The sequence below is a fragment of the Microvirga sp. P5_D2 genome (genome assembly GCF_054049475.1).
In genome coordinates, this window is record NZ_JBFUMH010000160.1 from 1 (window position 1) to 11,945 (window position 11,945).

The window sequence follows — 11,945 nt, forward strand, 5'->3', positions numbered from 1 at the left end:
TCTGCGTGCCGTGCAACATGAAGATGAGCGCTGCGACGATGCGCAGGATGCTTAAGAGGCGCGGAGCCCAAACGGTTTCGAGGGTAGCGGTATTCATCAGGTCGTCTCCGAAGAAAGGGAAGGGCCGAGAATCCGAAACCGGAGGCCCTGTACGGCGAACCCTTACCGGCCACGCTTGACGGTTTAAAGGTGTGAAGGGACACCTTGCAGTAACGAATTGCTTACCATGATCTCAAGGTCGCTTGATCCTTCCGGCCAGTCGAGCGTTTTCCCTATGCCAAGAGCACAGGAGACCAACATGACGATCTTCGATCCCAGAACCGGTCAACTCGTGACGATCGACCTCTCGCCGAAACCGCGTCAATCATAAGAGATATTTTTCGTTCTCTCTCTTCGGGTGCCCGCGTTCTCTTCTTGTTTTGCCTGCCAATTTTTTACGATTTCATTGTGTCAACGCTCAGCTTTGCTTTTCGCCACCGACCATGATCTGCGGATCGACTACTCCAAAATGCGACGCTTCGTTCCGGGAGCATGCCGGAACCCTTGCCGCGTAAGGGCATTGGCATATCGGCAGCGGATTGCAGGCGCTCAAAAGGGCTAAGATTTCCTTGAGACCCTGTTCAGCAATCTCCGCCGAGGGATGCAGTTTTTATCTTTAAGCGAAAGCATTGGGAGAGTTGAATGGCTCTGACGGGACGCTTTAATCTCCGCAAGACCTTTACCGGGCGTATCGTCCTGCAGGTTGAGGAAGAAGTGCAGGGCATGTGGGGCCGCATGACAGGCAAGCCCAAGATGCACCGGCGCTGGCGTGACGCGAACGTTCTGGATCTGGCCGCCCCCGAGCTGCGCGCCCTCGTGGATCTGCGCTTCCGCCCCCGCTACATGCCGCAGCAGACTGCCGAGCCCCCTCAGGACTCTCCCCGCGCCTCGCGCCAGCTCGACGCGATGCCGTCCCAGACAGTGCATTACGATACCTATCAGGACGACAGCCGCTTCTCGACGCATTGAGGCGGACGCCGGAGCGGGCGTCTTCTCTGCTCTTGCAGGATGGTTCTGGGAGTGATGCGCCAGAGGTCGAATGGTCGGAGTGATGGATCCGAACCTACGCCCCCCTCGTTCTGAACGTGTGGGTGAGCTGGACGATGTGTTTCCTTTCAAGCGCTTAGTGTTTCCCCGTTCCTGTTCATTCTAGTCTGGTCTGCTTGAGGCAAGCGGGCAATCTGCCGGTTGTCGATGCTGGCATCACTGACGCCGTGCTTGCGGCATAGATCCGCAACCGGGACACCGGCCTCGTGCTCCTTCAGGATTCCAATGATCTGCTCTTCCGAAAAGCGACTGCGCTTCATGCTCTGGTCCTCAGCTTGGGCCAGAACGAACTTCAAACTGGATTAGGTCTCGGGGGCAACGTCACCGGATATGCGTCCGTTTAACCGTCCGATGCTTTAGGCTGCTTGATGAGGTAACTCGGCTGAAGTTGTGCGTGATTATCGTTCGCGCTCCGTAATCGGTCTTCTGCGAAACTCGCGACTTGCTTTCGCGCACGTGAATGCGGCCTATATGGCTTCGGACGAGAACGGGCTCTCTACAGAAAAGGACAAGAAGACAAACAGCGATGACGAGGCACTTCCGCGCCGGCTCCCCTTGGCGCGACATCCCCAAGCGATATCGGCCTTCCACCACTTGCTACAATCGTTTCGTACGCTTCTTACCTTGTTTTAGCATTAGGATTCACTTGGAAGGCGCTTGGAGGAATCGTCATAACTTGGATGTTGCTTTGGGTTATACGCAGCACAGCAGGCTGTCCTTGAGGGCCAGGGACCTTGACGTTTTTGGAAGTAAAAACTCCATCAGATCGGCAAGTCGAGCGGCTGATCCATTCATTTCCTTGTTGAGTTCTCAGTCCAATTTCTACTTCTGACAGTCCAGAAGCTGTCGCTACTCGGTTGGCATAGGAAGCTTCTCGATTATTCTGCGAGAGTTGCATTTTGGGCATTTTTGAAACCACCACTTTGCCAGCTGGATCGACCAAAGATATTGTATGGCCTTTTAAATCAGTTATTTGGACAATTGATCCTTTCGGACTTTGAATTTCACTACGCTCAAATCGGCTATTCACTGYCACACGTGAGGTTATCGTACCCGACGGTGTCACAGTTATACGCTGCGCGGTATACCCCGGAACTCGTAGAGGACCACAATCGTCTGCTAGGGCACTCCCGCTAATTGCTAGCACTAGGCCGATTGTTGCGGGCCGCAGTGCACTAAAGTCTCGAACTAAGCGGGTCATACTTCTGATAGAGGATACTTCGGAAGTAGTCGCTCTCATGGCGCTTGTCCTGCTCTCGAATTGTAAGTTGATGTGCTGTTGGGGGCGTTTTTCCTTCTTGCCAGATTGCTAGGGCGGCGCCTGTATATTGTTTTGAAAATTCGGCGGGCGGCAGGCGCGTATTTCCGGTTATCGAGTCGGCCAAGAGCGCAGCACCTCCTTCGAAGCCGCGCAGCACTGAGAAGTGTTGGAAAGTACCTTTGTTTAGGTGCACTATGACCGGCGCTTGGAGCTTCCTCAAGCCAGCCAATCCAATCGCGCCTCCTTCAGCGTCAAAACCAACTTGGCGCGCGGCGTATTGTAAATCTTCGAACGACAGCCCCTCTTTGACCTTTTCCTTCCATTCCGCGCGCTGATAACGACGGCGAACAAGCTCAAGAATTTCAGTCTCAGTAGTAGGAGTTTGGAGAAAGTAGCTCAGCATCGTTGCAAGCGATGCAGCACCACAGGAGTAATCAAGCTTTTGGCGTACAACTTGAGCATATCTTAAACTCAGATATGATTTGGGGCGAGAAACCGGTTCGCCAGAACCCGATAAAATAAGAAGTAACATGGAAGCGATAGTTGTTATGAACGTTGCTCTGAATAGAATAGCCACAGATATAACCTCTAGAATGTATATCTCTGTACTATTGAAAGTACGGCGTCAGGAGCGTCGTCCGTTAGTCCAATCGTCAATGATGGCTCAAAATAATAATTATCCATGACTCTCTGAACAAGAGTGAATCTTGCGGCTAGTGCTTCCGAACTTGCACCACGGACTTGGAGTGAGTCAACCTTGTATTGCTGTTCTATACTTCCAACAACTTGAGCGCCAATTGTAGTTCTTTCACTTACTGCGAACCCAAAGCCTAAATTATAAGTGTATCTGTCGCCAGGTTGTATTTCTTGCCCTTGGATATCACGGGTCAGCGAGTGCGAATAAGTGAGTCCTCCGAAGAAGATGAAAGGTTCGAATGTCCTAAAGAATTGTACGCCTCCAGTGAAAGTTGTGTGACCGGTACTTTGCGCGAACTCGAACGGATCCAATGGGTTCCCAGGTTGCCCCTCTCTGGTCCCAATGTTCTGAATATTAACCGGCGCATAGAAAGTGGGGCCTGTTGGAAGCGAAACTCCCCCAAGGAGAACTACTCCTGGAAGCCAAGACTTTTGCGTAAGTACCGTCGCGTTTACTTGAAGGCCAATATCACCGATACTCGTGATCTCGCGCTCTACTGGACCAGCAGACGTTTCCGTTCTTCGGTTTGTCTGAAAGACTGGTAGATAGCCTGCGACCTCCACTCCATTCGCAACACCAGCTCTTAAAGATAGGATCCCGGCAAAGGCTCGGCTGAATTGAAGAGGGGTATCACTACGAATGTACTTTCCCTCAAAAGCCATTTCAAACTTACCCGGCGTAAGAGCAACGGCCTTCTCGCGATCCAGATAAAGTTCTTGGATCGCCTCTTCGTCTTCTTTTGACGGGCTAGACTCTGAGTTCACTGGTCGATTGCCTTCAACCCCATTCGGCGAAGCTGAGTTTACATTCGAGACCTGCGGAGCGGATGGCTTTTGCTTCTGAGGGCCGTCATCTTCCTTTGAAATGGAGCGTTGTCTCTGTTTCGCAGTCCCTAGCTGCGCAGCACTCAGCTGTTTTTGCGCATTCGCAAGTGAAGCTTCAAGAGCAACTAACCGCTGCTCTAATTTTTCTATGCGTTCAATATATGTTTCGACAGGGTTTGCCGCAGCTCCAGTGGATAGAAGTATAGTCATTCCTCCCGCAGTTACTATAGAGGCGCTATGACGCAATCTATTATCCCCCTTGGTTTTTTAAAACCCGGCAAGTCTAACTACCATTTAGACTTGCCGGGTAGAAAACGATGCGGTCTACATCCCAGAATAGAGCCATGCATAGTAGAAGTTATTTGTCGCAGTCTGAGCGTAAGAATACGCATAGTAATAATAAAGGTTTTCACTAGAATAGTCGTTGTAGTAGCTTCCCATAGTGCCATATTGTGTTGCGTAACTTGAATACAAAAGACCATAATAGCCGTAGTAATCAGAAGTCGTACCTTGGCCCTTTATGGACTTCATTTGTCCACTGTCTAACTTGGCATGAGCATGGTTCTTGAAGATCGGGTTCTCTGCTGAGGCAGGTGTTGCAAGGAACGTCAAGCCGGCCAGTAGTGAGATAGTGATTGGAAGCTTCATGGCACTTCTCCACTTTGAGGGCTGTAGCTAAAATCTGCGTTGACATCTCGCCACACACACCAGCTGGAGATGCTCTGCCGGCGAGTTTTAAGCAGAGCTTGCTGCGAAAATTGATGGCCCAAAGTGACTTGGCTTGCTACAGTGATAAACGGAAAAATCTGACCTGCATTCAATAAGCTTTAAAAGAATACAACTTCCGACTAGCTCTGTAACTACCTCTTTGGAGATGTCACCTTACCCAGAATGGAAGCACATCTCATACGTCGGATATTGTTGTGATTTAGATTGCATCGCAGCAATGCAATTTTTATATTACAAGCGCAACCGCATTTGTATTTCAATCAAATTCAGTGCTGTATGTCATTCTGGAGCCTCCACGACGGCTTCAAGTGCCTTGGTGCGTCGCGCACTCGGACAACTTAGAGCACCGGACTGGAAGTCCGACTCCCGGGGTTTTGGGCAGGCGCGAGCTGTGATTCACTCTCTGGAACGGGAGGTGGATCATGGGTCACTGCTCTTCTCTCGATCTTCGGGTGCGGGTGGCTGACTTTGTCGAGGCGGGCCATTCCTGCCGAGCGGCCGCCCAACACTTCTGCGTCAGCGACAGTTTCGCCATCAAGCTCGTGCGGCGCACGCGGGACACCGGCTCACCGGCGCCGGCCCGCCAGGGCCGTCCGCCGGGACACGGCAAGCTGGTGCCCTATCAGAGCTTCCTGATCCAGACCATCGAGGCAAGGCCTGCCATCACCATGCCCGAACTCGCGGCTCGGCTGCTGGCGGAACATGGGGTCGGCGTGGCTCCCGCGATGCTATCGCGCTTCCTGTGCCGGTGCGGCTTCACGTATAAAAAAAGCCCTAGTGGCGGCGGAGTGCGCACGCGCCGACGTGCGGGATGAGCGTCGGGTCTGGCGCGACCACCGTCAGCCGCGCATGCGCCAACAGCCGCATCGCTTGATCTTTCTCGACGAAACCTACGTCAACACCAAGATGACGCGCCTGCGCATGAGCGCGCCCTTCGGCCACTGGAAGACGCATACTTTTCTGGCCGGGCTGCGCTGCCATGAGCTGAGTGCGCCATGGATCATCGATGGCCCGATCACTCGTGAGGCGTTTGAGACGTACATCGAGACGCAGCTCGCGCCGACGCTGCACCAAGGGGATGTGGTGATCCTCGACAACCTCGCGGCTCACAAAAGTGAAAAGGCCGCCCAATGCCTGAATAGACACGGCGCCTAGTTCCTGTTCCTGCCCCCGTATAGTCCGGACATGAACCCGGTTGAGCAGGCCTTCGCCAAGGTCAAGGCACACCTGCGCAAAGCCGAAGCCCGAACCGTTGACGCGCTCTGGCGCGCCCTCGGCGACATTTGCACTCTCTTCGAGCCACAAGAATGCTGGAACTTCCTCAAGGCCGCCGGATACGCGTCCGTTTAACCGTCCGATGCTTTAGAACATCGACCTCATAGGGTAACGAGGTCTCGATACTATTGAAGCGGTCCATTCGGTTCTCTGTGATCTCGATCTTAAGCAGCAGTTGCGCACGTCCATGGATCGCCTGCAGGAGGAGCTCGACAAGTAGGCGAAGGCCATCGCTCGCTCTACCAAATCTTACCGATCAGTAGTGCGCGCTTGAGGAATATCGCAAGGCAGTTGCGGCAGGCGGTGGCCAAGAAGACCGCGCCGCAGCTCAGCAAGCCTATAGCGCAGCGATGCCCGCACCAATCAGCGTGATGCAGAGAAGGCGGCCGAGGGAATCCCATAAGCAGGCCGAACGTCAGGCCGAGCAGGCTCAGCACAAGGCCGAAGCCGATCAGCGCCGCCTCGACAACATCTGGTCACAGGCTGTCGACCGGGCGCAGGGTCATACCCGCGCGCTCGAGCGGCAAGCCACGACCTACCGCATAGGCGCCGGCGAGGTGGCTCGCTATCTTACTGAGCAGGAGCTGCTCAATGCATCTTGGGAGGCGGGGAAGGCTGACTCGCCCAACCTCTGCGCACAGATCTGCGGACGATCTAACCCAGAACTTCGACCGTCTGTCAGACGCGACATCTCACCTCGCGCCGGGCATGCAGCATTTCGGCAAAAACCTCAGCACGCTCGGCACTGTGACCAGCCAAGGAGGCAATAAGCGCGGTTAAATGTTCGACCGCGAAGGGGTATTTGTGCCGATGCTCGCCCAAGAGGTCGGCATCAGTGACGAGTAACTTGATGAACTGATTTCTAAGGGTGCAGAGCTGCCGCCTAATTCGACAGCAGGCCCGCTTCGGTGGCTTCATGGTTGGACCGGTGCCGCGTCCTCCTGAGCGGCACTGCGCCCCCTCTTCAATTGAGCCGTGAGCCAAGAGCCGGCAGCAACTCCAGGACGCTCGATGTAGCGCTCAGTAATGCAAGCAAGAGGTATCGAAATCAGAAGTATACCTAGGCCTAGAGCAAACCCAGATGGGAGGGGCTGACTAGCGGACGGCGTGAGAAACCAGCTGACCACCCAAGCCATCAAAGGGGCGGTTGCAGGACTGAAGAGATACAGGCTGTAGCTGATACGCCCGATCAGTTGTGAGAATGGGCGTTCAAAGAAACGAGTAAGTGCATTGTTGTTGGAGTAGGCAAGCACGCCGACGACAACTCCGCCCAGCATCGTCTGTGCGACGAGCGGTAGTAGCATCTCGTGTATGACAAAGAAGCGCCAGAACAAGAAAATGAGCAGGCATCCGATCGCGGTTCCCGTCCCGACCTTCTCGAATGCTTGTCGTGCGCCGGGCTGTGCAATCAGCATGCCTATGCTGAATGGCAGCAGAGCAGTGTGGAGCATAAAGACGGATAGCGTCAGAGTGGGGATTTGCAGCGCGACCAAGGAGTATAAAACAGCCAACACAGCTCCGACGATTCCGAAGGAACGGCTCATTAGCGAATAGGCAAGAACCGCGGGTACCRCCAACATCTCCAGCCGAATTGTCCAGGTAACCCCGTGGACCTGAGTGTCGATCAGAAAGGCGTTTTTCCAATACTCAAGAGATGCAGGAGCGGGTGGACCTCCAGTCGCGGAGCGAATCCGCGCGATGAGATACAACAGGGCAACGGATGCCATAAGCGCTGGCATGATCCTAAATAAGCGCCGAATGCAAAAGCGGAGAGCGACGGGAGCATCCACCTTCTGGCTCTTCTGCAGTGAGCGCTCGAGGACGAAACCGCTTAGGATGAAAAAGACTGTGACTGCGTACTCGCCGTTGAATACGGTCAAGGTGATCTTTGAAAGAAGCGCCGAGAACCCAAGTACCGAGGCCGGCGGCGCTATGGCTGTCTGAACGAGCAGCGGATTGTAGTTCAGGATCGTATGATAGAATATCACGCTGACGGCAGCCCATCCACGCAACCCATCAAGAGCGTGAAAACGCCTCTGGTCGTCCCTGATATCCATTACCTCACCCAATATTTCCCGCGGTTATAATCTTTCGGTATTTCCAAGTCAAAGAATCGCCCTGGGGCAATTTTCCGCACACCAACATTATGATGACCACATCACCACCGACACATGCTGGAGGGCTCTGACGCTCGTCCTGAAACACGAAGGCGGATACGTCGATCATCCCAAGGATCCGAGAGGCGCGACCAATCTGGGAGTTACCATCGGCACCCTCAGCTCATGGCTTGACCGCGAGGCGACGAAGGCCGAGGTGGAAGCTCTCAAGCCCGCAACCGTCAGTCCGGTATAAGAGAAGAACTACTGGAGCGCCGCGCGCTGCAACGACCTGCCTGTCGGGCTGGATTATGCCGTATTCGACTTCGCCGTGAACGCCGGTGTGCAGCGCTTTGTCATCGCCCTTCAGCGCGCAGTCGGCGTGCGTGAACTCAAATGCCCCGTAGCGGCGAACCGTGTTACTGATTTCGGAGATGCTCTTGTCGGTAGAGACAAAGGTGTTTTGTGCGTACCGTCTCATGCCGCTCTCCAAGCCGTGAGAGGGGCGGGTCGTGTGCTGACGGATTCAGGATTTTACGGATAAGAAAACCGATGGATTCGTTACTACGGTCGCGCATGGAACTCTACGCAGCCCTGTGAACAGGGTCGGAATGCCTCGCCGTGTCTGTCGGGGAGGAGCGCTGATTTATACCGGGAAGCGCTAACCCCTTGTGATGATTGGTCGGAGTGATAGGATTCGAACCTACGACCCCCTCGTCCCGAACGAGGTGCGCTACCAGACTGCGCTACACTCCGACACCGATAATCACCGGGAGGCCGGACTTATAGCGGTGGGTTTGGGGCTCCGCAAGGGGAGATTTGCGGGTTCCTGCAGATATCTTTTCCGTGACAAACCCAGTTGCCAGCTCGGCCTACGCCGATTATGTACAGCCCCGTCGTTGGGGCGTCGCCAAGTGGTAAGGCAGCGGTTTTTGGTACCGCCATTCCCAGGTTCGAATCCTGGCGCCCCAGCCATCCTTCCCGGACATACCAAACGTGGCGATTGAACCGAGCTGCTTAGCGACCGGTTCTCGGGATTGTTGTTGGCCCCGAAAATGTCATGATATAGCAATTGATCATGGACGTACGGGTGCCTTGAAGAGTCTGGAATGGTCTTCGGCTGGCAATGCCGCCGCTTCCGGGTTATACCRCTGCCGCTGCTCAAGGTTTTTGAATTGTCCCAGAATTTCTCCAAGGCCAAACGCTTTCTCGTGACCGGCGGAGCCGGATTTATCGGTTCCGCAGTCGTGCGCCGCCTCATCGAAGGCACGCCCCATCAGGTTCTGGTGGTGGACATGTTGACCTATGCCGGCAACTTGGATTCGCTGGCTCCTGTCTCGCAAGATCCCCGCTACGTCTTCGAGCGCTGCGACATCGCGGATTCCGCGCGCATGCGGGAAGTCATCGAGCGTTTCGCGCCGGACGTGATCATGCACCTGGCCGCCGAGAGCCATGTGGACCGCTCCATCGACGGGCCAGGCGCCTTCGTCCAGACCAATGTGGTCGGCACCTTCGCCCTGCTGCAGGAGAGCCTGCGCTACTGGCGCGGCCTGAACGGTGAGCGGCGCGACAGCTTTCGCTTTCACCATATCTCGACGGATGAAGTCTTCGGCTCGCTCGGCGAGGATGGCTTCTTTCACGAAAACTATCCCTATCAGCCGAATTCCCCGTATTCCGCCTCGAAAGCGGCATCGGACCATTTCGTGCGAGCCTGGCACCATACTTACGGCCTGCCGACCATCATCACGAACTGCTCCAACAATTACGGGCCCTATCACTTCCCCGAGAAGCTAATCCCGCTGATCATTCTCAATGCCCTGGAGGGCAAGTCTCTGCCGGTCTACGGCAAGGGCGAGAACGTGCGCGACTGGCTCTATGTGGACGACCACGCCGATGCCCTGATCCTCGCCGCCGAGAAGGGGCAGGTGGGCGAGAACTACAATATCGGCGGCTGGAACGAGCGTAAGAACATCGATGTCGTGAAAGCGATCTGCGCGCTCGTGGACGAGCTCGCGCCCGATGCTTCCATCGGTCCTCGCGAAAAGCTCATCACCTATGTGACTGACCGACCAGGGCACGATCTGCGCTATGCCATCGACGCGTCCAAGATCAAACGCGATCTCGGTTGGACGCCAGCCGAGACGTTCGAGAGCGGATTGCGCAAGACCGTGGCGTGGTATCTCGAAAACCGCCCCTGGTGGGAGCGTGTGCGCTCCGGCGGCTATCAGGGTGAGCGGCTCGGCATGATCGCCTGAGCCCTCGGATGACGAGCATGCTGGATATCGAGCCCACCGCCATTCCCGACGTGAAGATTTTGACGCCGAAGCGTTTCGACGATGGGCGTGGCTTCTTCTCCGAAGTCTACAACCGCAAGCGCTATGAAGACGCGGGCGTGAAGCTCGACTTCGTGCAGGACAATCACTCGCTGTCCGAGAGAGCGGGAACGATCCGCGGTCTGCACTTCCAGACCCCGCCCTTCGCGCAGGACAAACTCGTGCGCGTGGTGCGCGGACGCGTTCTCGATGTCACTGTAGACCTGCGCAAATCCTCGCCGACTTTCGGCCGGCATGTGGCTGTCGAGTTATCCGCCGAGAATTGGCGCCAGCTTCTGGTGCCGATCGGTTTCGCCCATGGCTTCTGCACCTTGGAGCCGGATACGGAAGTTCTCTACAAGGTGACGAATTATTACTCGGCGGCGCATGATCGTGGCCTTGCCTTCGACGATCCCGAATTGGGCATCGAATGGCCTGTGTCTCCCGGCGATGCTCTCCTGTCCGAGAAGGACCGCAGGCATCCGCGTCTCGTCGATCTTCCCGCCTGTTTCGATTGAGGGCAGGGGACATGCATTTCCTCCCGTATGACGTGAAAGGAATCCGGCTTTGAAAGGCATCATCCTCGCAGGAGGAAGCGGCACGCGCCTGCATCCGATGACTCTGGTCACCTCTAAGCAGTTGCTTCCGATTTACGACAAGCCGATGATCTATTACCCGCTCACCACGCTGATGCTGGCGGGAATCCAGGACATCCTCATCATCTCCACGCCCGATGACCTGCCCCGGTTCAGGCAATTGCTCGGAACAGGAGACCAATGGGGCATTCGTTTGTCCTACGCGGAGCAGCCGAAGCCGGAAGGACTGGCTCAAGCCTACATCATCGGTGCGGATTTCGTCGGCAACGAGCCCTCGGCCCTGATCTTGGGCGACAACGTGTTCTATGGCCACGGCCTGCAGGAGCTGATGCGCTCCGCGGCCAACAGAACCAAAGGCGCGAGCGTCTTCGCCTATCACGTGAGCGATCCGGAACGGTATGGCGTCGCCGAGTTCGACCGGACAGGAAAGGCAATCTCCATCGAGGAGAAGCCGAAGCAGCCGAAATCCAGCTGGGCCGTGACGGGCCTCTACTTCTACGATGCGCAGGTGGTGGACATCGCAGCCCGGCTCAAGCCCTCCGCGCGGGGCGAGCTGGAGATCACGGATGTGAACCGCGCCTATCTGGAGATGGGGCAGCTTCAGGTGGAAAAGATGGGCCGGGGCTTTGCCTGGCTCGATACGGGCACACCCGATGCCCTGCTCGAAGCAGCCGGCTTCGTGCGAGCTCTTGAGCAACGCCAGGGCTTCCGCATCGCATGCCCGGAAGAGATTGCCTTCAACCTCGACTGGATCGACTGCGAGCAGCTGCGTACGCTGGGGCGGGAGCTCTCGAAGAGCAGCTATGGCCAGTATCTTCTGGCGATCGCCGAGACGGGGCTGTAACGCGCAGCATGTCTCTCCCCCGTTCGGGCAGAGGCTCGAGAAACGTATCGACTTGATATGTGGCTTCAAACTATCCCCGGCAATCCGGGGTACATTCTCCTTCGAGCAAGCGGCGCTTGCACTGAAGAAAATAGATAGGCAACGGCAATGAATACTGGTTCGGACGCAGCTCAATCTTCCCTCAAATTCGGCACGAGCGGCCTGCGTGGCCTCGTGACGGAACTG

The 11,945-nt window shown here is 55.8% G+C and carries 9 protein-coding genes, 2 tRNA genes and 4 pseudogenes; 7 read left to right on the forward strand and 8 right to left on the reverse strand.

What is annotated here, in order from left to right; translation table 11 throughout:
- Positions 1–97 (reverse strand): annotated as a pseudogene (locus ACXJKO_RS25530) (DoxX family protein); the annotation flags it as partial.
- Positions 98–681: 584 nt separating this feature from the next.
- On the opposite strand from ACXJKO_RS25530, the gene ACXJKO_RS25535 reads away from it, so the two are divergent.
- On the forward strand, positions 682–1,008 hold the full coding sequence (locus tag ACXJKO_RS25535; RefSeq protein ID WP_457093874.1) for a hypothetical protein: 327 nt from the start codon (positions 682–684) through the stop codon (positions 1,006–1,008).
- 224 nt (positions 1,009–1,232) lie between these two features.
- Here ACXJKO_RS25535 and ACXJKO_RS25540 read toward each other — a convergent pair.
- The 5 genes and pseudogenes from ACXJKO_RS25540 to ACXJKO_RS25560 all read right to left on the reverse strand — a co-directional run.
- Positions 1,233–1,346, reverse strand: a pseudogene (locus ACXJKO_RS25540) (transposase); the annotation flags it as partial.
- A 359-nt stretch (positions 1,347–1,705) separates the two neighbouring features.
- Positions 1,706–2,122, reverse strand: coding sequence for a hypothetical protein (locus ACXJKO_RS25545; protein ID WP_457093882.1), 417 nt, complete (start codon positions 2,120–2,122; stop codon positions 1,706–1,708).
- A 139-nt stretch (positions 2,123–2,261) separates the two neighbouring features.
- Positions 2,262–2,879, reverse strand: coding sequence for a C39 family peptidase (locus ACXJKO_RS25550; protein ID WP_457093875.1), 618 nt, complete (start codon positions 2,877–2,879; stop codon positions 2,262–2,264).
- 56 nt (positions 2,880–2,935) lie between these two features.
- Positions 2,936–4,114 (reverse strand): hypothetical protein, encoded by a 1,179-nt coding sequence (locus tag ACXJKO_RS25555; RefSeq protein WP_457093876.1) that lies wholly within the window; start codon positions 4,112–4,114, stop codon positions 2,936–2,938.
- Positions 4,115–4,192: 78 nt separating this feature from the next.
- Complete coding sequence (locus ACXJKO_RS25560; RefSeq protein WP_457093877.1) at positions 4,193–4,516, reverse strand: hypothetical protein; 324 nt, start codon at positions 4,514–4,516, stop codon at positions 4,193–4,195.
- 503 nt (positions 4,517–5,019) lie between these two features.
- Between ACXJKO_RS25560 and ACXJKO_RS25565 the strand changes: the two are divergent.
- Positions 5,020–5,947, forward strand: a pseudogene (locus ACXJKO_RS25565) (IS630 family transposase).
- Positions 5,948–6,786: 839 nt separating this feature from the next.
- Here ACXJKO_RS25565 and ACXJKO_RS25570 read toward each other — a convergent pair.
- A complete protein-coding gene (locus ACXJKO_RS25570) occupies positions 6,787–7,929 on the reverse strand; it encodes an acyltransferase family protein (protein ID WP_457093878.1) in 1,143 nt (380 codons plus the stop codon).
- A 139-nt stretch (positions 7,930–8,068) separates the two neighbouring features.
- Here ACXJKO_RS25570 and ACXJKO_RS25575 point away from each other — a divergent pair.
- Positions 8,069–8,512 (forward strand): annotated as a pseudogene (locus tag ACXJKO_RS25575) (glycosyl hydrolase 108 family protein).
- A gap of 135 nt (positions 8,513–8,647) precedes the next feature.
- Here ACXJKO_RS25575 and ACXJKO_RS25580 read toward each other — a convergent pair.
- Positions 8,648–8,724: transfer RNA gene (locus tag ACXJKO_RS25580), tRNA-Pro, on the reverse strand.
- Positions 8,725–8,868: 144 nt separating this feature from the next.
- Between ACXJKO_RS25580 and ACXJKO_RS25585 the strand changes: the two genes are divergently transcribed.
- The 4 genes from ACXJKO_RS25585 to rfbA all read left to right on the forward strand — a co-directional run bounded on the left by ACXJKO_RS25585 (position 8,869) and on the right by rfbA (position 11,720).
- A tRNA-Gln gene (locus ACXJKO_RS25585) sits at positions 8,869–8,943 on the forward strand.
- A gap of 200 nt (positions 8,944–9,143) precedes the next feature.
- Positions 9,144–10,223, forward strand: coding sequence for a dTDP-glucose 4,6-dehydratase (gene rfbB / locus ACXJKO_RS25590; protein WP_457093879.1), 1,080 nt, complete (start codon positions 9,144–9,146; stop codon positions 10,221–10,223).
- A 17-nt stretch (positions 10,224–10,240) separates the two neighbouring features.
- The gene (gene rfbC / locus ACXJKO_RS25595) at positions 10,241–10,798 is read left to right on the forward strand and encodes a dTDP-4-dehydrorhamnose 3,5-epimerase (protein ID WP_457093881.1); all 558 of its coding nucleotides are present in this window, start codon (positions 10,241–10,243) and stop codon (positions 10,796–10,798) included.
- A gap of 49 nt (positions 10,799–10,847) precedes the next feature.
- Positions 10,848–11,720, forward strand: a complete 873-nt coding sequence (gene rfbA / locus ACXJKO_RS25600) for a glucose-1-phosphate thymidylyltransferase RfbA (RefSeq protein WP_457093880.1) — start codon at positions 10,848–10,850, stop codon at positions 11,718–11,720.
- Positions 11,721–11,945 lie beyond the last annotated feature (225 nt).